15 protein-coding genes are annotated in these 21076 nt (G+C 72.4%); 6 read left to right on the forward strand and 9 right to left on the reverse strand.

Annotated elements, in window-relative coordinates; translation table 11 throughout:
* Positions 1–19: 19 nt before the first annotated feature.
* The 3 genes from ACIRNI_RS16360 to ACIRNI_RS16370 all read right to left on the reverse strand — a co-directional run bounded on the left by ACIRNI_RS16360 (position 20) and on the right by ACIRNI_RS16370 (position 3607).
* The gene (locus tag ACIRNI_RS16360; protein WP_403552077.1) at positions 20–862 is read right to left on the reverse strand and encodes a carbohydrate ABC transporter permease; all 843 of its coding nucleotides are present in this window, start codon (positions 860–862) and stop codon (positions 20–22) included.
* On the reverse strand, positions 859–1794 hold the full coding sequence (locus ACIRNI_RS16365) for a carbohydrate ABC transporter permease (RefSeq protein ID WP_403552078.1): 936 nt from the start codon (positions 1792–1794) through the stop codon (positions 859–861). The genes ACIRNI_RS16360 and ACIRNI_RS16365 overlap by 4 nt, the downstream gene beginning before the upstream one ends.
* A 517-nt stretch (positions 1795–2311) precedes the next feature.
* Positions 2312–3607, reverse strand: coding sequence for an ABC transporter substrate-binding protein (locus tag ACIRNI_RS16370; protein WP_403552079.1), 1296 nt, complete (start codon positions 3605–3607; stop codon positions 2312–2314).
* 250 nt (positions 3608–3857) lie between these two features.
* Between ACIRNI_RS16370 and ACIRNI_RS16375 the strand changes: the two genes are divergently transcribed.
* Positions 3858–6629 (forward strand): glycosyl hydrolase, encoded by a 2772-nt coding sequence (locus ACIRNI_RS16375; RefSeq protein WP_403552080.1) that lies wholly within the window; start codon positions 3858–3860, stop codon positions 6627–6629.
* A 67-nt stretch (positions 6630–6696) separates the two neighbouring features.
* Here the strand turns inward: ACIRNI_RS16375 and ACIRNI_RS16380 are convergent, their stop codons facing one another.
* Together ACIRNI_RS16380 and ACIRNI_RS16385 are read right to left on the reverse strand one after the other, a co-directional pair.
* Positions 6697–7758: a LacI family DNA-binding transcriptional regulator gene (locus tag ACIRNI_RS16380; RefSeq protein ID WP_403552211.1), complete on the reverse strand. Its 1062-nt coding sequence runs from the start codon at positions 7756–7758 to the stop codon at positions 6697–6699.
* Between the two features lie 174 nt (positions 7759–7932).
* Entirely contained in the window at positions 7933–9471 is a 1539-nt protein-coding gene (locus ACIRNI_RS16385; RefSeq protein WP_403552081.1) for a M1 family metallopeptidase, read from the reverse strand.
* A 203-nt stretch (positions 9472–9674) separates the two neighbouring features.
* Here ACIRNI_RS16385 and ACIRNI_RS16390 point away from each other — a divergent pair, with 203 nt between their 5' ends.
* The 5 genes from ACIRNI_RS16390 to ACIRNI_RS16410 all read left to right on the forward strand — a co-directional run bounded on the left by ACIRNI_RS16390 (position 9675) and on the right by ACIRNI_RS16410 (position 17227).
* The gene (locus ACIRNI_RS16390) at positions 9675–11705 is read left to right on the forward strand and encodes a Xaa-Pro dipeptidyl-peptidase (protein WP_403552082.1); all 2031 of its coding nucleotides are present in this window, start codon (positions 9675–9677) and stop codon (positions 11703–11705) included.
* A gap of 14 nt (positions 11706–11719) precedes the next feature.
* Positions 11720–13018, forward strand: coding sequence for a M14 family metallocarboxypeptidase (locus ACIRNI_RS16395; protein WP_403552083.1), 1299 nt, complete (start codon positions 11720–11722; stop codon positions 13016–13018).
* 77 nt (positions 13019–13095) lie between these two features.
* Complete coding sequence (locus tag ACIRNI_RS16400) at positions 13096–14886, forward strand: BCCT family transporter (RefSeq protein WP_403552084.1); 1791 nt, start codon at positions 13096–13098, stop codon at positions 14884–14886.
* Positions 14887–14967: 81 nt separating this feature from the next.
* Positions 14968–15261 (forward strand): hypothetical protein, encoded by a 294-nt coding sequence (locus tag ACIRNI_RS16405; protein WP_403552085.1) that lies wholly within the window; start codon positions 14968–14970, stop codon positions 15259–15261.
* Positions 15262–15586: 325 nt separating this feature from the next.
* A complete protein-coding gene (locus ACIRNI_RS16410) occupies positions 15587–17227 on the forward strand; it encodes an ABC-F family ATP-binding cassette domain-containing protein (RefSeq protein ID WP_403552086.1) in 1641 nt (546 codons plus the stop codon).
* Between the two features lie 15 nt (positions 17228–17242).
* On the opposite strand, the gene ACIRNI_RS16415 is transcribed toward ACIRNI_RS16410, so the two are convergent.
* From ACIRNI_RS16415 to ACIRNI_RS16430, 4 genes are all read right to left on the reverse strand, one after another.
* On the reverse strand, positions 17243–17422 hold the full coding sequence (locus tag ACIRNI_RS16415; protein WP_403552087.1) for a hypothetical protein: 180 nt from the start codon (positions 17420–17422) through the stop codon (positions 17243–17245).
* An 82-nt stretch (positions 17423–17504) separates the two neighbouring features.
* The gene (locus tag ACIRNI_RS16420) at positions 17505–19880 is read right to left on the reverse strand and encodes a Tex family protein (protein WP_403552088.1); all 2376 of its coding nucleotides are present in this window, start codon (positions 19878–19880) and stop codon (positions 17505–17507) included.
* 97 nt (positions 19881–19977) lie between these two features.
* A complete protein-coding gene (locus tag ACIRNI_RS16425; protein WP_260604312.1) occupies positions 19978–20109 on the reverse strand; it encodes an LPFR motif small protein in 132 nt (43 codons plus the stop codon).
* Between the two features lie 85 nt (positions 20110–20194).
* Positions 20195–21058 carry a hypothetical protein gene (locus ACIRNI_RS16430; protein WP_403552089.1) on the reverse strand — a complete coding sequence of 288 codons (864 nt, stop codon included), beginning with the start codon at positions 21056–21058 and terminating at the stop codon, positions 20195–20197.
* Positions 21059–21076 lie beyond the last annotated feature (18 nt).

A 21076-nucleotide genomic window follows, 5' to 3' on the forward strand; every position in this document is an offset into this window, starting at 1 on the left:
GAAGGAGAGAAAAGGCAGGTCAGCCCTTGACGGCGCCCTGCATGATGCCGCCGACGATCTGCCGGCCCAGCAGCCCGAAGACCAGCAGCACGGGAAGGGTGCCGAGCAGGGTGCCCGCCATGATCACGGACTGGTCGTGCACATAGCCGCCGCCCAGCTGGCGCAGCGCGACCTGCACGGTCGGGTTCTGCGAGGACAGCGCCACGATCGGCCAGAAGAAGTCGTTCCAGGCCGCCATGAACGTCAGCATGCCCAGCACGGCCATCCCGGGCCGTGCCACCGGCACCACGATCGACCAGAAGATCCGCGCGTTCGACGCGCCGTCCACCCGCGCCGCCTCGATCAACTCGTCCGGCAGCGACTGCACCAGGAACTGGCGCATGAAGAACACCCCGAACGCCGACACCAGCCCCGGCAGGATCACCGACTGCAGCTGGTTCACCCACTCCAGCTTCGCGATCAGCATGAACAGCGGGATCACGCCCAGCTGCGGCGGGATCATCATCGTCCCCACCGTCACCGCCAGCAGCGCCCCCCGGCCGCGGAAGCGCAGCTTGGCGAAGGCGAACCCGGCGAGTGTGCAGCACAGCACCGTGCCGACGGTGATCGAGCCCGACACGATCAGGGAGTTCAGCAACGCCGTGCCGATGTCCGCCTCCTCCAGCACCGCCTCGACGTTCCGCATCAGGTTCGGGCCCGGCAGCAGCGCCGGCGGCACCTGCGCCAGATCCGCGTTCGAGCGGCTCGCGGCGACGATCGTCCAGTAGAACGGGAAGGCGGAGACGAGCACCGCGGCGATCAGGACCGCGTACGCCACGCGCCCCCCGTGCAACGTGCGCCCCGCGCGTCGCCTCACGGTCATCGGACGGCCTCCTTGCGGGCACGTCGGCGCACGACCAGGGCGTTGACCCCGACCAGCACCAGGATCAGCAGGAACATCACCCAGGCGACCGCGGCCGCCCGGCCCAGGTGGAAGAAGCCCCAGCCCTGCTCGTACAGGTACAGCCCGAGCGTCTGGTACTGGTGCGAGATGCCCCCCGACACACTGCCCTCGAAGAGCAGCGGCTCCCCGAAGAGCTGCGTCGCCCCGATCGTCGACACCACCACGGTGAACACGATCGTCGGGCGCAGGCCCGGCAGTGTGACGTGCACGAACTGCCGCCAGCGCGACGCGCCGTCCATCTCCGCGGCCTCGTACAGCTCCGTCGGGATGGACTGCATGCCCGCGAGGTAGATCAGGGCGTTGTAGCCGGTCCACCGCCAGATGACGATCGTCGACACCGCGACCTGCGAGGCGACGGTCCCCGTCTGCCAGTCCACCGGCCCGACCCCGACCACGCCCAGCAGGTAGTTCACCAGCCCGAAGTCCCGCCCGAAGAGCTGCGCGAACACCAGCGTCGCGGCGGCGACGGACGTCGCGTACGGCAACAGCATCGCCGTCCGGAAGAACGTACGGCCGCGGAGCCTGTAGTTGAGCAGGTGCGCCAGGCCCAGCGCCATCACCAGCTGCGGGACGGTGGAAAGCACCCCGATGGTGAAGGTGTTGCGCAGCGAGATCCAGAAGAAGTCGTCGGCGAAGAGCGCGGTGTAGTTGCCGAGGCCGCGCCACTGCATGTCACCCGGGGTCTGGAGCTCGACGCGGTAGAGCGAGACGAACGCGGTGTAGAGGAGCGGGAAGAGCCCGAAGGCGGCGAAGAGCGTGAAGAACGGCGCGATGTACGCGTACGGCGAGGCCGCCTGCCATATGCGCCGGTACGCCGCGCCGCGCGCGGCGGGTGGTGCGGAGAGGGTCACGGTACGGGGCCCTTCGAGTCGATGCGCGAGCGTTCCGCTGCGCGCTGGTTTGTGCTGGGGCGGTGGTTTGTGCCCGGTGGGCGTGGGTCGGGTGCCGGGGGCTCCGGTGGGGGGCGGCCGGACTCTCGTTCACCGCGCTTCGCGCGAGTTCAGTCGTTTTACGTCCGACCACCCCCCACGCTCCGCCCCCGTCCCCCTCACGCGGTCGGGACAGATCCACCGCCCGTCCAGCCCACCCTGGTGGGCACCGGTCCGCAGTCGGGCGACGGCCTCGGGGCGGGGCCGTGCAGGGCCGTCCCCGCAGACGCTGGGGGTACCTCCCGTGCCCGAAGGGCTACGGGGGAGGCGCCGAGACTGTTCCGCGTCCGTACGAACCCAAGGCCGCCAGCGTCGAGGAGTCGAGCCCGGAGGGGCCCCGCACCGCCACCCACCGGCGGCAGCCGAAGCACGCGGGCGCCGCACGGCACGGCACCGCAAGCCGCCGCCGCAACGCAAACCGCTGCCCCCGGAGGGCCCCTCAGCCCGTCGCGTTCGCGACGCCCTTCCTCGCGGTGGTCCACGCCTCCCCAGGCGCCGTCCCCTTGCGCTCCACCTCGCTGAGCGCGTTCGTGATCTGGTCCGCCACGTTCTTGTCGTGCACGCCCAGCACCTGCACCGGCGCCTCCTTCGCCGCCTCGCCGAAGATCCGCCCGATGGGCGCGCCCGAGAAGTACGGGTCCGTGGCGTCCGCGATCGTCGCGATGGCGCCCGTGGAGGACGGGAAGTTGCCCTGCGCGCGGAAGAGCTTGGCCTGCTGCTCGGGCGCGGTGAGCCACTGGATGAGCTCGTACGCCTCCTTCTTGTGCTTCGCCGCGCGCGGCACGGTCAGGTACGAGCCGCCCCAGTTCCCCGCACCGCCCGGCAGCTTGGCGATGTCCCACTTGCCGCGCCCGGCGTCACCGGCCTGGCCCTTGATGTAGCCGAGCATCCACGCGGGGCACGGGATCGTCGCGAAGGACCCGGCCGCGAAGGCCTGGTTCCACTGGGGCGACCACTGGTCGAGCTTGGCGCTCAGGCCGGCCTCGGCCGCCTCGACCGCCGTGTCCCACGCGGCCTTGACGGCGGGGTTCTTGTCGTAGACGAGCTCGCCGGAGGCGTTGTAGTACCGCTCCTCCTCCTGGCCGATCATGATCGTGAAGAGGCTGCCCACGCTGTCGAGCCACGCGCTCTTGCCGGGGGCCTTCGCCTTGTACTGCTTGCCCAACTCCAGGTAGCCGTCCCAGGTGGACCACCGTGCGGCCAGCTCGGTGCGGTCCGTGGGCAGCCCGGCCTGCTTGAGGAGGTCGGTGCGGTAGCACATCGCCTCGGGGCCCACGTCGGTGCCGAGCCCCAGGACGCGCCCGTCCTTGGTGGTCGCCGCCGACCACTTGGCCTCGGCGAACTGGCCCTTGAGCTTGTCGGCCCCGTACTTCGTCAGGTCCTCGAACTTGTCGGCCTGCTGCTGCGTGACGGACGCGATGCGGCCGACCTCGATGCCCTGGACGTCGGCGAGCCCGCCGCCGCCCGCGAGCCGGGTCTGGAGGGACTTCCAGTAGTCCTGCTCGTCCTCGGTGTCGGTCTGCTTGATCGTGATGCCGGGGTGCAGCTTCTCGTACTCGGCGTAGAGCCCGGCCTCCTTGTAGCCGAAGGAGCCGAAGAGGTCGACGGTGAGCGTGACCGTACCGTCGGACGCCTCGTCGGAGGCGCCGGCTCCGCAGCCGGCGAGCAGGGCCCCGGTGAGCGCGACCGCGCCGAGTCGGACGGCGGCCCTTCTGGCGGCTCGGGCGATGGGCATGGGAAGCCTCCCTTGGCTTCGGGGGAGCGGGACGGCGCCGAAAGCGCTGAGAGCGCTCTCAAACAGGCTGCGTCGGAGCGTGCCCCGGCCGCCCCCGCGCCGTCAAGACTCGAACGCGTAACGGCAGCGCGAGCACGTCAAGTGCCGCCTACGCCCCGTGTATTGACAGCCCGTTTCAGGAGTTTTACGTTCCTGGCCATATGAGAGCGCTCTCAACGCTCACCCCCCCATCCCCCTCGAGGTGCAGTCCATGCCATCCCCGCGCACCCGATCAGCCGCAGTGCTCCTGGCCACCACCCTGGCCACCCTCGGCCTCGCCGGGCCCACCGCCGCCCCGGCTGCCGCCGCCGCCGTCCCCGTCGGCGCGGGCGGTTACTCCGACACCCGCCCCGCCGGCACCTCCGGTCCCACCACCAACACCGGCACCCCGGTCACCCCCAAGGTCACACCCGCGGCCCAGGGCAAGCCGGTCCCCACCAACGACTGGTGGTCCTCGCTCGCCTTCCAGCGCTACGGCGACAACCCCTGGTCCACCCCCATGTACGGCCACCCCCTCACCTACCAGGCCACCGCCGCCGGCCTGGACATCGGCTACCCCACGACCCCCGCCATCGTCGGGGACGGCCGCCAGTACGAGTACGCCCACAAGCGCGACCTCACCCTCGGCCTGACGGGGCTCAACTCGCCCGACACCAAGGCCGACTCCTGGTCCGACTGGACCGTCACGCCGTACTGGTCCGACGGGGCGCGCACCCTCCGCACGACCATCGGCCACGGCCTGCCCTTCGTCTACGCCAAGGGCACCGGCGGCAGCGCACGCGTCACCACGGCCACCGCCCCGACCGTCTTCGCCGACCAGGGCAACGTCCTCGGCATCACCGTCGCCGGGCACCACTACGCCCTGTTCGCCCCCACTGGCACCGACTGGACCGTCTCCGGTTCCACGCTCACGGCCGCCCTCGGCGGCAAGGACTACTTCTCGCTCGCCGTCCTGCCCTCCACCGACGCGCTCGCCACCTACCGGAAGTACGCCTTCAGCTTCGTGACCGGCTCGCAGGTCGCCTGGAGTCATGGCGCGGGCACGGTCAGGGCCACGTACAGCCTCACCACCCAGCCGCAGGAGGGCACCGAGACCGGCACCCTCCAGGCCCTCTACCGCCACCAGTGGCTCAACACCGCGGACGCCCTCACCCCGTACACGTACGTCTCTCCGCGCGGCACCATGAAGGTCCGCGAGGGCACGTCCTTCACCACCAGCCAGCGGGCCGCCGCCGTGCTGCCCGGCCTGCCGAAGTCGTCCGGCGTCGACGCGGCCCGGCTGCGCGGCTACCTGAACGAGGTCGCGAACGCCCCCGACCCGCTGCAAGGCGCCACCGACACCTACTGGACCGGCAAGGCCCTCGGCCGCCTCGCCCAGCTGGTGCCGCTCGCCGAGCAGACCGGCGACACCGCCGTCCGCGACAAGCTGCTGGGCCTCCTCAAGGGCCGCCTCCAGGACTGGTTCACCGTGGGCGGCGGCAACGAGTTCTCGTACGACCGGACGTGGAGGACGCTGACCGGCTACCCCGCCTCGTACGGCAGCGACACCGAGCTCAACGACCACCACTTCCACTACTCGTACTACGTCTACGCGGCGGCGATCGTCGCCCAGTACGACCCCGCCTGGGCCGCCGACTCCGCCTGGGGCGGCATGGTCAAGACGCTCGTGCGCGATGCCGCCAACCCCAGCCGCACCGACGCCGCCTTCCCCTTCCTGCGCGGCTTCGACGTCTACGCCGGGCACAGCTGGGCCTCCGGCCACCAGGGCTTCGCCGCCGGCAACAACCAGGAGTCGTCGTCGGAGTCCACCAACCTCAGCGCGGGCCTGGTGCTGTGGGGCGCGGCCACCGGGGACACCGCCCTGCGCGACCTGGGCGTGTACCTGCTGACGACCGAGTCCGAGGCGATCACGCAGTACTGGTTCGACGCCGACCAGCAGGTCTTCCCCGCCTCCTTCGCGCACGACACGGCCGGCATGGTGTGGGGCAGCGGCGCCGCCTACGCGACCTGGTGGACCGCCAACCCCGAGGAGATCCACGGCATCAACGTCCTGCCCGTGACCGGCGGCTCCCTGCACCTCGGCGGCGAGAAGGCCGCGATCCGGCGCAACCTCGCCGAGATGGAGCGCGAGAACGGCGGCCCGGCCGTCGAGTGGCGCGACATCCTGTGGGAGTTCCAGGCCCTCGCCGACCCCGCCGCCGCCAAGGCGAAGTGGGACGCGGGCCACGCGGCGTACACCCCGGAGGCGGGGGAGTCCAAGGCCCACACCTACCACTGGATCGCCACGCTGGACGCGCTCGGAGCCCCCGACGCCACCGTCACCGGCGACATCCCGACGTCGGCCGTCTTCACCAAGGGCACGGTACGGACCTACGCGGCCCACAACCACGGCTCCACCGCCCGGACCGTGACCTTCTCCGACGGCGCGAAGCTCACCGTCCCGGCCCGGTCGACGGCCACCGGCACCGGTACCGGAGGCACCGACCCCGACCCCGGTCCCTCCACCGGCGACACCTTCCAGCTGCGCACCGGCGGCGCCCTGACGACCGCCACGAACGGGACGGCCGGCAGCGACACCCTCGCCTCGGCGGGCGGCGCCAACCACGACGGCACCCCGCACCAGCCGCTGGTGTACGAGGCGAAGGGCGTCAACGGCACGCTGAAGCCCGGCGCCGCCACCGCCTTCCGCCTCCAGCTGGACGCGGGCACCACGGTCGGCCTCGGCCAGCAGGCCCGGGTCAGCTACGACCTCACCGGTGACGGCACCTTCGACCGGACGGAGACGTACCACTACTTCGCCACCGACCCGGTGGCCGGCTGGGAGGAGTACACCCAGGGGCGCGGCCTGAAGGCGGCGACCGGCACCCTGGGCGACCTCCGGGGCGGCACCGTACGCCTGGAGGTGTGGCACGCCATCGGCAACGGCACCGCCAAGCTCCAGACCGGTACGGACCGGTCCGTGCTCGTCATCCCGTACGGCTAGATCACTCGCGCAGATCCCTTACGCGTGGGTCCTGTACGCGTAAGTCATCCCGTACGCGTCGCCGTGGTCAGGCCGACGCCCGGCGGACCAGTTCCGTCGGCATGATCACCGAGCCCGGGGCGCTGCTCGCCCCGGGCTCGGCGCCTTCCCGCTCGCCCAGCACGCGCATCAGCAGCCGGACCATGAGCCGGCCCATGCCCTCGATGTCCTGGCGGACCGTCGTCAGGGGCGGATCGGTCGCCTCCGCGATGGACGTCATGTCGTCGAAGCCCACCAGCGCCACGTCCTCCGGCACCCGCAGCCCGCGCTCGCGCAGCACGCGCAGGGCCCCCGACGCCATCAGGTCGTTCGCGGCGAACACCGCGTCCAGGTCCGGACGGCGCTCCAGCAGCTCCGCCATCGCCCGGGCCCCGCTCTCCTCCGTGAAGTCGCCCTGCGCGATGAGGCCCGGTCCGGCGTCCAGCAGGACGTCTCGGTACCCGTCGAGCCGGTCCATCGCGGAGGTCTGGTCGCGCGGCCCGGCGATGTGCGCGACGCGCTCGCGGCCCAGGGCGAGCAGGTGGCGTACGGCCTCGCGGGCGCCGCCGCGGTTGTCCGCGTCGACGTACGGCACGGCGAGGCCGCCGGTCGCACCGGGCCAGCCCGGCCGGCCGCCGAAGACCACCGGGACCTGGACGCGCCGGATGATGGCGGGCAGTTCGTCGTCGTCGTGCACCGAGAAGGCGAGCGCACCGTCGACGTGCCCGCCGCCGAGGTAGCGGCCGATCCGGTCGTAGTCGCCCGGTCCCTCCACCCACAGCAGCACCAGCTGGGAGTCGTGCGCGGTCAGCTCGCGGCTGATGCCGCGCACCTGCTGCTCGAAGAACGGGTCGGAGAAGACCCGGAACTCGGGCTCCGCGATGATCACGGCCACCGCGCCGTTGCGGCGGGTCACCAGGGTGCGGGCCGCGTGGTTGGGGATGTACCCGAGCTCCTCGACCGCCCGGCGGACCTTCTCCACCAGGGGCCCGCGCACGCCCGTGCCGCCGTTCACGACGCGTGAGACCGTCGCCCGGGAGACCCCGGCGCGGGCCGCGACGGCTTCCAGGGTGGGGCGGGACCCGGGGGCGGGATCGGGCGGTGCGGGCAGGGCGGGCAAGCGGGCTCCTCGGCGGCGCGGCGGACCGTGTACGCGGGTGCGTCGTGCGCGTACAGGAGCAGGGTAGCCGGTCCGGGCACGGTGTGAGAGCGCTCTCAAGCAGCGGGGGCGGCGGAGCCGCCGCCCCCACGGCAGGGTGAGGGCGGCGGCTCCCGCAGTCACACCTCAGTGGTCGTGCCCGTGCCCGTCCTCGTGCCCGTGGTCGTGGATCGTGTTCGTCGCGGCGATCTTCTTCCACGACTTCGGCTGGGCGGGGCCGTCCGCCGCTGCCGCCGCCCGCGAACGCTCCGCGATCCCCGACTCGGCCGCCGTGGGCGCCTCCGGCTTCGACGGCTGGTACAGCCAGGTGTCGAAGAGCCCGGCGAGCGGCTTGCCCGAGATCCGCTCGGCGTACGATACGAAGTCGCTCACCTTGGCGTTGCCGTACGCCCGCTCGGTGGGCCAGCCCTTGAGGATGGCGAAGAAGTCCTCGTCGCCTATCTCGTTGCGCAGCGCCTGGAGCGCGAGCGCGCCCCGGTCGTACACGGCGATGTCGAACTGCTTGTCCGGCCCCGGGTCACCCGGCTTGACCGTCCAGAACGGGTCCTCGGCCGCACGCGTGGCGTACACGTAGTCCGCCAGCTCCTGCGCCGTGCCCTCGCCCTCCTTCTCCGACCAGAGCCACTGGCTGTAGCGGGCGAAGCCCTCGTTGATCCAGATGTCCTTCCAGCCCTCCACCGAGACGCTGTCGCCGTACCACTGGTGCGCCAGCTCGTGCACGACCACCGAGACGTTCGCGCCGTTGGCGAACTGCCGGGGGCTGTAGAACGGCCGGGTCTGCGTCTCCAGCGCGTACCCGCTCGTCACGTTCGGCACGTACCCGCCGAGCGCGTTGAAGGGGTACGGTCCGAAGACCTCCTCCAGCCACTCGGCGACCTCCTTGGTGCGCTCGATGCTGGCGCGCGCCGCGCCCGCGTGGTCGCCGAGGTCCTTGCTGTACGCGTTGAGGACGGGCAGGCCCTTGTCGGTCTTGTCCGTCGTGATGTCGAACTTGCCGACGGCGAGCGTGGCGAGGTAGGTGGCCTGCGGCTTGTTGGAGCGCCAGTTGAAGCGCGTCCAGCCGAGCCGCGACGACTGCGACTGCAGGACGCCGTTGGAGATGGCCTGCGTACCGTCCGGGACCGAGACCGAGATGTCGTACGTCGCCTTGTCGAGCGGGTGGTCGTTGGACGGGAACCACCACACGGCCGAATCCGGCTCCTGCGCGGCGACACCGCCGTCGGGCGTACGGTGCCACGCCGTCCAGCCGCCGATCTTCAGCTCGGACGGCTTGCCCGCGTACCGTACGACGACCGAGATCGCCCGGCCCTTCTCCAGCGGCGTGGCCGGGGTGATCTCCAGCTCGTGGTCGCCGGTCGCGGCGAACTTCGCTCGGGTGCCGTTCACCCGCACCTCGCTGGCCTTGAGCCCCAGGTCCAGGTTGAAGCGGGACAGGTTCTGCTTGGTGGTGGCGAGGATCGTCGCCGTGCCCTCCAGCAGGTCGGTCGCGGGCTGGTACTTCAGGCGCAGGTCGTAGTGCGACACGTCGTACCCGCCGTTGCCGCTGGCCGGGTAGTAGGGGTCACCGATGCCGGCGGCGCCGGGTGCGTAGTCGGCGGCCGATGCCGGGATCGCCAGCATCAGCGAGACCGCGAGTGCGCTCGGGACGATCAGTCTGCGGTGCACGTCAGGCTCTCCAAGTCGTAGGACCATAAGATCTTCTGAAGGTTATTCAGCCTTCTCCGGCGCAGTCATGTCCATGGCCCCATCCGTCACACGATCGCCATTCGGCCGACATGAACCGCCCTCGCCCGCACCGCCCCGCATGCCCCTTTGATACCGTTCCGGCACTCTTTTGCGCGGCAGTTGACCCGTGTACGTTCCCGGCCATGCCCCTACATCTACGCGTCACCCGCCCGGCGAGGAGATCCCTGGCCGTGGCGGCTTCGGCCGCACTGCTGACCGTCGCCCTGACCCCGATGGCGAGCGCGCGGAGCGACACCGGCACCGCGCCCCCGCCCCTTGAGTCCCGCGCGCCCCGCGAGTCCGCCCCCGTCTACGCGTACGACGACGCCGTCCGCGAGTCCGTCTGGGTCGACACCGGCCTCGACGGCGACCGCGACGGAAAGGCCGACCGGGTCGCCGCCGACATCATCCGGCCGCGCGAGGCCGAGCGGCAGGGCCGCAAAGTCCCCGTGATCATGGACGCCAGCCCGTACTACTCCTGCTGCGGGCGCGGCAACGAGAGCCAGAAGAAGACGTACGACGCCGACGGCAGGCCCGTCCAGTTCCCGCTCTTCTACGACAACTACTTCGTGCCGCGCGGGTACGCCTTCGTCGCCGTCGACCTCGCCGGAACCAACCGCTCCGACGGCTGCGACGACGTCGGCGGGCCCTCCGACATCCAGTCCGCCAAGGCCGTCGTCGACTGGCTGAACGGCCGCGCCCCCGCCTACACCAGCCGCACCGGCTCCGAGCGGGCCCGCGCCACCGGCTGGACCACCGGCGACACCGGCATGATCGGCAAGAGCTGGGACGGCACCATCGCCAACGGCGTCGCCGCCACCGGCGTCGAGGGCCTGAAGACCATCGTCCCGATCGGCGCCATCTCCTCCTGGTACGACTACTACTTCGCCAAGGGCGCCCCGCTCTACGACTCCGGCCCCGAATGGCTCTCGCACCACGTCAACAGCCCCGACGCCCGTGCCCGCTGCGGCCACGTCCAGCAGCGCCTCGTCGACGGCGCGCCGCGCACCGGCGACCGGACCCCCCTGTGGGACGAGCGGGACTACGTCCCCGACGCGGGCAAGGTGAAGGCCAGCGTCTTCGTCGTCCACGGACAGCAGGACCTCAACGTCCGCGCCAAGCACTTCGGCCAGTGGTGGGACGCCCTCGCCGCGCAGGGCGTCGAGCGCAAGATCTGGCTCTCCCAGACCGGCCACGTCGACCCCTTCGACTTCCGCCGCGCCGAGTGGGTGCGCACGCTGCACCGCTGGTTCGACCACCATCTCCTCGGCTACGACAACGGCATCGACCGCGAGCCGATGGCCGACATCGAGCGCGCCCCCGACCAGTGGTCCACCGACCGCGTCTGGCCGCCGCGCGCCACCGTCCCCACCACGCTGCGGCCCGGCACGGGCGCGGCACCCGGGGTCGGCACCCTGTCGCTCGCCCCGGCGCGGCCGGGCACGACGGAGACCTTCACCGACGACCCGGGCCTGAGCGAGATCGACTGGGCGTCCCACATCGACACGTCCACCCCCGCCAAGGCGGGCTTCGTCTCCCGGCCGCTCGCCAAGGACCTGCGCCTGTCCGGCTCCGCCACGGTCACCGTCACCGCCACCCCGAACACCACCAGCGCACACCTGAGCGCCGTCCTCGTCGACCTCGGCCCCGACACCATCCGCGACTACGCGGCGCGCGGCGAAGGAATCACGACACTCACCGAGCGCAGCTGCTGGGGTGCGAGCACCGCCGGCGACAGCGCCTGCTTCAAGGAGACCGAGGCCAAGACGGCCGACGTCGACTTCACCGTCTTCAGCCGGGGCTGGGCCGACCTCGGCAACTGGGCCGACGAGCGGCAAGGCCGCCCGCTGACCCCCGGCAAGGCCCACACCATCACCCTCGACCTCGCCGCCGCCGACCACGTCGTCCCGGCCGGGCACCGCCTCGCGCTCATCATCGGCGGCACCGACGCGGGCCTCATCGACCCCCCGGCCGCCACGACGGCCCCGAAGCTCACCCTCGACCTGGCCCGCACCCGGGCGAAGCTGCCGGTCGTCGGCGGGCCGGGAGCGTACCTGCGCGCCACCTCCGGCACGAAGCCCCACACGCCGGGCAAGGCGCCACTCGACGGCGTCGCCGAGCCGCGCGCCACGACCCCGATACCGTACGCGGCCCCCGGAGGCGGCATCCGATGAGACCCCGCATACGCATGAGCCCTCACATACGCACCGCCCTCCTCTCCGTCACCGCCACCGCCCTGGCCCTCCCGCTCCTGACCGCCCCCGCGTCACAGGCCTCGTCCGCCACCGCGCCGCCGCGCACCGGCTTCGAGGCGAGCGCGGGCGCCCGCTGGACCACCCAGGCCGAGGAGCAGCGCTTCCTCGCCGCCGTCGACCGGGCGAGCGACCGCGTGGCGATGTCCACCATCGGTACGACGAAGCAGGGCAGGCCCCTCCAGCTCGTGACCGTCGGCACCGCCCGTACCCCCCACACCGTGCTGCTCGTCTGCAGCCAGCACGGTGACGAACCGTCCGGCCGCGAAGCCTGCCTCACCACCGTCCGCGACCTCGCGTACGCCGAGGACGCCGGCACCCGGCGCTTCCTGTCCCGGACGACCGTCCTCGTCGTGCCGACCGCCAACCCCGACGGCCGCGCCGCCCACACCCGCACCAACGCCGACGGCGTCGACGTCAACCGCGACCACATCGCCCTGAAGACCGCCGAGGGCCGCGCCCTCGCCGCCGTACTGCGCGACCACCGCCCCGACGTCGTGTACGACCTGCACGAGTACGACGCCACCCCGCCGTACTACGACAAGGCGCTGCTGTCGCTGTGGCCGCGCAACCTCAACACCGACGCGCGCGTGCACGACGAGGCGCACGGCCTGTCCGAGTCGTACGTCCGCCCCGCCGCCGAGCGCGCCGGGTTCAGCAGCGGCGTCTACGGCATCTGGACCGACCCCGCCACCGGCGAGCCCCTCAAGCAGGTCGCCGGCGACGGCCAGGAGCGCATCCTGCGCAACACGGCCGGCCTCAAGCACGCCGTCGGCCTGCTCGTCGAGACGCGCGTCACGCCCCTCACGGACGAGGAGAAGCGGGACACCGCCGTCAACAACCGCCGCCGCGTCACCACCCAGCTCACCGCCCTCGACGGCCTCATGCGGTACACCGACGAGCGGCGCGGCCGCATCGAGGCGGCCACCACGACGGCCCGGCTCGCCGGCCTGGCCGACCGCGGCCCCGTCCACCTCGGCGGCGCCGACAACGACCCGGCCGAGCCGGCGGAGATCATCCAGGACCCGCCCTGCGCCTACCGCCTGAGCCCCGCTCAGTACGCCGGTGTCCACGACGAGCTCGCCCTGCACGGCGTGCGTGTCACGCGGCCGGACGGCGGCGACGGCTCCGTACGCGTACCGCTGCGGCAGTCCGCACGCGCCCTGGTGCCCCTGCTCCTCGACGCGCGCGCTGCGTACCACCTCACGGCGGGAGAGCCCATGACCGCCTGTTGATCCCGATTCGTATGGTGCGGGTGTGGTAGGGGGTACCGAGAGCGAAATCACCCATGGATTCGTGAAAGGTGCCGCCTGTGTCGCACGACGAACGCAAACCGGGGCAACGGCTGCGGCTGCCGGTGAAAGCGGCCCTCCCGGGCCGCCACCCGCACGAGGAGAAGCCGCCCGTGACCGACGCGGTGGTGTTCGGCGTGGCGGCCGTCCTCACCCTCGCCTTCGTCATCTGGGGATCCACCGCGACCAAGTCCCTGGAGAGCCTCTCCGACTCCCTGCTCGGCGGGCTGATGCACAACGGCGGCTGGGCGTTCGTCCTGGCCGCCTCGGGCTTCGTCGTCTTCGCCCTCTGGCTCGCCGTCAGCCGCTACGGCCGCATCGAGCTGGGGCAGGAGCACGAGGAGCCGGAGTTCAAGACCGTCTCGTGGGTCGCGATGATGTTCAGCGCGGGCATGGGCATCGGGCTGATGTTCTACGGGGTCAGCGAGCCCCTCGCGCACTACACCACGCCGCCGCCGGGGACCGACCCCGCCGACTCGGCGGACGCCATGCAGACGGCGCTCGCCACCACGCTGTTCCACTGGACCCTGCACCCCTGGGCCATCTACGCCGTGGTGGGCCTGGCCATCGCGTACAGCACCTTCCGGCGCCGCAGGCGGCAGAACATCAGCGCCGTCTTCACCCCGCTGATCGGCAAGAGGCGGGCCGAGGGGGTGCCCGGCCGGGTGATCGACATCCTCGCCATCTTCGCCACGCTCTTCGGCTCCGCCACCTCCCTGGGCCTGGGCGCGCTCCAGATCGGCAGCGGCATGCGCGAGGTGGGCTGGCTGGACAAGGCCGGGACCGGACTGCTGGTCTCCATCATCGCCGTGCTGACGGTGTGCTTCGTCCTCTCGGCGGTCTCGGGAGTGGAGCGCGGCATCCAGTGGCTGTCGAACACGAACATGGTGCTGGCCCTCGTCCTCGCCGCCTTCGTCTTCATCGCCGGCCCCACCATCCTGGTCCTCGACCTGATCCCCACCTCGCTCGCCTCCTACCTCGGTGAGCTGCCGCAGCTCGCCGGGCGGACGGAGGCGGCGACCGGCGGCGGTGACGTGGCCGACTGGCTCAGCAGCTGGACCGTCTTCTACTGGGCGTGGTGGATCTCCTGGACGCCGTTCGTCGGCATGTTCATCGCCCGCATCAGCCGGGGGCGGACCATCCGCCAGTTCGTCGGCGGCGTGATCCTGGTGCCCAGCACGGTGAGCCTGATCTGGTTCGCCATCTTCGGCGGCACCGCCATGCGCCTGGAGGAGCGGGGCCGGCTCCAGGCCGACGCGACGCCGGAAGCACAACTGTTCGGCGTGCTCCAGGAGTTCCCGATCGCCGGTGTGATGAGCCTGGTGGTCATGATCCTCGTCGGCATCTTCTTCATCTCCGGCGCCGACGCGGCATCGATCGTGATGGGCACGCTCTCCCAGAAGGGCACCTTCGAACCGGCCCGGTTCGTCGTCGTCTTCTGGGGCATTGTGACGGGCGCCGTCGCGGCCGTGATGCTGCTCGTCGGCGAGGGCAAGGGCGACGCGCTCGCCGGTCTGCAGCACCTGACGATCCTGGTCGCGGCGCCGTTCGTCCTGGTGATGGTCGGCATGTGCTGGGCCCTCATGCGGGACCTCCGGCGGGACCCGCTGATCGTCCGCGGCGAGCTCGCCGAGGAGGCCGTGGAGGAGGCGGTGATCGCGGGCCACGAGAAGTACGCGGGCGAGTTCGAGATCCGGATCGGGCCGGCCGAGCCGGACGCCGGACACGGGCGCGGGCGCGGGACCGGGGCCGGGCCGGAGGGTGGCGAGGAGCCGGGGGAGGAGCGCGACCGGCCGTCCGGGGAGCGGTGATCATTACGCTATTGTTACCACTCGGTAATGATCACCCCCCACGAACGGGCCCGCACAGCCCGGAAGTTGAGGTTCCCTTATATGCGTGTACGTATTTCCGCGCTCGCCGTCTCCACCCTCGTGGCCGGCGGGCTCCTGATCGGCGGCGCCCACGTGGAGCAGCCCGCGGTCGACCTGGCCGCCAAGACGGTCACCTGCAACATCTCGCACATGCAGAAGCAGATCGCCGACCTGCGGCAGAAGGCCCAGCGCCTGGAGCGCGACGGCGCCAAGACCGAGGCCCGCAAGGCCCGCGCACAGGCCACGGCGATCGAGCGCAAGATGCGGGCCTGCATCGACGGCGACAACAACGCGAGCAAGCCGTTCCCGGGCTAGTCCTCGCCGTGTCCGTCTCGTTCCCGGACTGAACCGCCGGTCACCGGCCCCCACGGCCGGTGACCGGCGCGACCGGAGAGACCACCGGCCGGCCTCGGACCTCCCCACGAGGGGGCCGAGCGGCCGGGAACCCCGAAAGGGCCGCCACCCGCGGCCCTTTCGGCATGTTCGGGCCACCGCGGCGGCACGGTGGCCGAGCGCCGCCCGCGTGGCGGGCAGCGGCCGGGCGTACCTGGTGGCCCGGGCCATGGGCAGCGTGCGCGTCGCCCCCGTCACACCGCCGCCCCGGCACGACCTGGAGGACAGGCCCTAGGATCGACTCGCTATGACTGCCACTCTCGTCGCCAAGGACCTCGCCGCCGGCCACGGCGAACGCTCCCTCTTCTCCGGCCTCGACCTCGTCGTCGCGCCCGGCGACGTCATCGGCCTCGTCGGTGTCAACGGCGCGGGCAAGTCGACCCTGCTCCGGCTCCTCGCCGGGCTCGACACGCCCGAGCACGGGGAGCTGCGCCTCTCGCCGCCGACCGCCACCGTGGGCCACCTCCCGCAGGAGCCGGAGCGCCGGGAGGGCGAGACCGTACGCGGCTTCCTCGCACGCCGTACCGGCGTCGCCGCCGCCCAGGAGGCGATGGACGCGGCCACCCAGGCGCTCGTCGACGGCGCGCCCGGCGCCGACGACGCCTACGCCACCGCCCTGGAGCGCTGGCTGGACCTCGGCGGCGCCGACCTCGACGAGCGCGCCGAGGAGGTCACCGACTCCCTGGGCCTCACCGTCGGCCTCGACCTGCCGATGACCGCGCTCTCCGGCGGCCAGGCCGCCCGCGCCGGTCTCGCCTCCCTGCTCCTCTCCCGCTACGACGTCTTCCTGCTCGACGAGCCGACCAACGACCTCGACCTCGACGGCCTGGAGCGGCTGGAGCGGTTCGTCACCGGCCTGCGCGCCGGGACGGTCGTCATCAGCCACGACCGCGAGTTCCTCGCCCGCACCGTCACCAAGGTCCTCGAGCTCGACCTCGCCCAGCAGCAGATCCGGCTGTACGGCGGCGGCTACGACGCCTACCTGGAGGAGCGGGAGACCGCCCGGCGCCACGCCCGCGAGGACTTCGAGGAGTACGCCGACAAGAAGGCCGCCCTCGAAGGCCGCGCCCAGATGCAGCGCTCCTGGATGGACAAGGGCGTCAAGAACGCCCGCCGCAAGGCGGGGAGCGACAACGACAAGCTCGGCCGCAAGTTCCGCAGCGAGGCGAGCGAGAAGCAGGCCGCCAAGGCCCGCCAGACCCAGCGCATGATCGAGCGCCTGGACGCGGTCGAGGAGCCCCGCAAGGAGTGGGAGCTGCGGATGGAGATCGCCGCCGCCCCGCGCTCCGGCGCCGTCGTGGCCACCCTGCGGGACGCGGAGGTCCGGCGCGGCGACTTCCGCTTCGGCCCGGCCACGCTCCAGATCGACTGGGCCGACCGGGTCGCCATCACCGGCGCCAACGGCGCGGGCAAGTCCACCCTGCTCGCCGCCCTCCTGGGCCGCCTCCCGCTGGACGCGGGCCACGCCGCTCTCGGATCGGGCGTCGTCGTCGGCGAGGTCGACCAGGCCCGGCGCCTCTTCCATGGCACCGAGTCGCTGCTGGACGCGTTCTGCGCCGCCGTACCGGACACCGAGCCCGCCGACGTACGCACCCTGCTCGCGAAGTTCGGCCTCAAGTCCCACCACGTCCTGCGGCCCGCCACGTCCCTCTCCCCGGGGGAGCGGACCCGTGCCGCGCTCGCCCTGCTCCAGGGGCGGGGCGTGAACCTGCTCGTCCTGGACGAGCCGACCAACCACCTCGACCTGCCCGCGATCGAGCAGCTGGAGTCCGCGCTCGACTCCTACACGGGCACGCTGCTGCTGGTCACTCACGACCGCCGCATGCTGGACGCGGTGCGTACGACCCGCCGCGTCGAGGTGGCGGACGGCAAGGTCACGGAGGTCTGACGCCCGTCCGGCCGCCTACGGGCGGTCCTCGGGCTCCTCGTACGGCTCCTCGAACGGCTCGTCGTCGCGCCGGACCGGGCCCGGGGTCTTCGCGGACCGGTCGTCGCCGGGCTTGCGTTCCTTCTGTCGGGCGTCCCGCTTCTCCTCTGCGAGGTGCTTGCGGACTTCCTCGGGCTTGTCTCCGACCTGGTTCATGCGGTCAGGGTCACACAGCCCGTACGCGCCCGCACGCCGGGCGGACGGGGAGCCTCCCCCGCCCGCCCTTGGCGTCACCGCCTCAGCGGCGGCCCTTGTCACCGCCCAGCAGCCCCGCCTTGCGCAGGGCGTCGGCCATGGCGCTGTTCGCCGGCGCAGGCGTCTGGGCCTGGCCCTGGGGCTTACGGCCTCCGCCGCCTCCGCCGCCGCCCTTGCGCTGCTGCGGCGGTCGGCCACCGCCGCCGCCCCGCTCGCGCTTCGGCCCCTTCTGGCCCGCCTCCGCCCCGGCCTTCTCGTCGTCGAGCCGCAGCGTCAGCGAGATCCGCTTGCGCGGAATGTCGACCTCCAGCACCTTCACCTTCACCACGTCGCCCGGCTTCACCACCTCGCGCGGGTCCTTGACGAAGCTCCGCGACATGGCCGAGACGTGGACGAGCCCGTCCTGGTGCACACCGACGTCCACGAAGGCACCGAAGGCGGCCACGTTCGTGACCACACCCTCCAGCACCATCCCCGGCTCCAGGTCGCCGATCTTCTCGACACCCTCCTTGAACGTGGCCGTCTTGAACGCGGGCCGCGGGTCCCGCCCCGGCTTCTCCAGCTCGCGCAGGATGTCGGTGACCGTCGGCAGACCGAAGGTCTCGTCCACGAAGTCGTCCGCCCGCAGCGACCGCAGCACCGACGTGTTGCCGATCAGCGAGGCCACCTCGCCGCCCGTCGTCTTCACGATCCGCCGCACCACCGGGTACGCCTCCGGGTGCACGCTCGACGCGTCCAGCGGGTCGTCGCCGCCCCGGATGCGCAGGAAGCCCGCGCACTGCTCGTACGCCTTCGGGCCGAGCCGCGGCACGGCCTTGAGCGCCTTGCGGGACCGGAAGGGCCCGTTGGCGTCCCGGTGGGCCACGATGTTCTCGGCGAGTCCGGCCCCGATGCCCGACACGCGCGACAGCAGGGGCGCCGACGCGGTGTTGACGTCGACCCCGACGCCGTTCACACAGTCCTCGACCACCGCGTCCAGCGACCGCGACAGCTTCACCTCGGACAGGTCGTGCTGGTACTGGCCGACGCCGATCGACTTCGGGTCGATCTTCACCAGCTCGGCGAGCGGGTCCTGGAGGCGGCGTGCGATCGACACCGCGCCGCGCAGCGAGACGTCGAGGTCCGGCAGCTCCTGCGAGGCGAAGGCGGAGGCCGAGTACACCGAAGCGCCCGCCTCCGACACCATCACCTTGGTGAGGTTCAACTCCGGGTGCTTGGCGATGAGTTCGGTGGCGAGCTTGTCGGTCTCGCGGGACGCGGTGCCGTTGCCGATGGCGATCAGTTCGACCGCGTGCTCCTTCGCGAGCCGGGCCAGGGTCGCCAGCGCCTGGTCCCACTTGTTGGCCGGCACGTGCGGGTAGATCGTGTCGGTGGCGACGACCTTGCCGGTCGCGTCGACGACGGCGACCTTCACGCCCGTACGGAAACCGGGGTCGAGCCCCAGCGTCGCGCGCGTCCCGGCGGGCGCCGCCAGCAGCAGGTCGCGCAGGTTCGCGGCGAAGACCCGCACCGCCTCGTCCTCCGCCGCCGTCCGCAGCCTCAGCCGCAGGTCGATGCCGAGGTGGACCAGGATGCGGGTGCGCCACGCCCAGCGGACCGTGTCGGCGAGCCACTTGTCGCCCGGCCGCCCCCGCTGCGCGATCCCGAACCGGGAGGCGATGATCGCCTCGTACGACGAGGGGCCCTCGACCGGCTCCTCCGGCTCCAGGACGAGGTCGAGGACCTCCTCCTTCTCGCCGCGCAACATTGCCAGCACCCGGTGGGAGGGCAGCTCGGTGAAGGGCTCGGCGAAGTCGAAGTAGTCGGCGAACTTCGCGCCCGCCTCCTCCTTGCCCTCGCGCACCTTCGCCACCAGCCGGCCGCGCGTCCACATCCGCTCGCGCACCTCGCCGATCAGGTCGGCGTCCTCCGAGAACCGCTCGGTGAGGATGGCGCGGGCGCCCTCCAGCGCGGCGGCCGGGTCCGCGACGCCCTTGTCGGCGTCGACGAACGCGGCGGCCGCCGCCGACGGCTCCACCGACGGGTCGGCGAGCAGCCCGTCCGCGAGCGGCTCCAGACCCGCCTCGCGCGCGATCTGCGCCTTGGTGCGCCGCTTGGGCTTGAACGGCAGGTAGATGTCCTCCAGGCGCGCCTTGGTGTCGGCCTCCCGGATCCGCGCCTCGAGCTCCTCGGACAGCTTGCCCTGCTCGCGTACGGAGTCGAGGATCGCGGTCCGCCGCTCCTCCAGCTCCCGCAGGTAGCGCAGCCGCTCCTCGAGCGTGCGCAGCTGCGCGTCGTCGAGCATCTCGGTCGCTTCCTTGCGGTAGCGCGCGATGAACGGCACGGTCGACCCGCCGTCGAGCAGCTCGACGGCCGCCCTCACCTGCCGCTCCCGTACGCCGAGCTCCTCGGCGATCCTGCCTTCGATGGACGTCGTCACGGTGTCCCGACTCGCCTTCTCGTGCCTACCAGCTTGAGCCTGCATTCTGCCGGGTCACCGCACGACGTGTCCGCCTGCCCTGCCGTCGGGGCAGCTCTCAAGCGCGGCGCGCCCTGCCCCCGCCCCGCGACGCCCCGCCGAAGAGCCGGGCCAGCAGCCGGAAGGGCAGGGTCACCACGGTGGCGACGGCCGAGCCGATCATGCGGAAGAAGTCTGCGATGGTACGCAAAGGGGACACCTCCATGTCCGGTTGGTTGCCCCCTGCGCGTTGCCGCGCCCCAACCCGCGAAACGTCAGCCGCTAGCCACGAGCCCTCAGCCCTTGCCGGCCAGGTCCTGCGGGAACGCGCCCGCCGCCATCGCCGTGGCCAGGAAGCCCCGACCCAGCTCGGTGAGGCGCTCGACGTCCGCCGCGCCGAGGTGCTCGTACGGGGCCGCGTCCAGGCGGTCGGTGTGGTCCTCCAGCTCCGCGCGCAGGGCGGAGCCGGCCTCCGTCAGGTCGCCGGCCTCGTCCAGCAGGCCGCGCTCGCGCAGCCGGCCCGCCGCCGCGTCCCAGTCCTCGCGCCGCCAGCCGCGGGTGGCGAGGATCCAGCGCGGCGCCATGCCCTTGCCGGTCGCCGTGTGGCTGACCAGCGCCTCCAGCGGGTCGAGTCCGGCGGTGAGCAGCGCGACCAGGTGCGCGTCCCCGCGGTGCTCGCGCAGCAGCGTCGCGGCGTGCCAGTACGCGAGGTGCGGCTCCTCCGGCACCGGCAGGTCGGCGTGGGCGGCGTACAGCGGGCGGGCGTGCCGCGTACAGGCCTCGGCGGCACGCAGGGCGAGCCGGGCGGCCTCGGCCATCTCTGCCGAGGCGACGATCCCGTCACCGAGCAGACGCCGCAGCGTGGTGTCGGCGGCCCGCAGCCGCGCCGCCAGTACGGCCTCGGGGGAGGCGGCGTCCCAGACGGCGGGGAGGTGGCGGGCGATGAGCTCGTGGTTGAAGTTGTAGAAGGAGGCCGCGACCACACCGGGGCCGACGGCGCCCATCGCGGCGGCGCGCCCGGCGAAGTACGCGGCGCTGGAGTCCTCCACGCCGAGCCCGGCGAGCTCCTTGGCGTAGTCGGGGGAGAAGTAGACCGTCGAGTGCAGCGGGTTGAGGGCGTTGTGGCAGCGGCGGCCGGCGCGCGGCGGCAGAGTCGTCATGGCCCTACGTTACCGACT

Origin of the sequence: Streptomyces sp. NPDC093546, from assembly GCF_044765045.1 — a bacterium.
Lineage (GTDB): Bacteria > Actinomycetota > Actinomycetes > Streptomycetales > Streptomycetaceae > Streptomyces.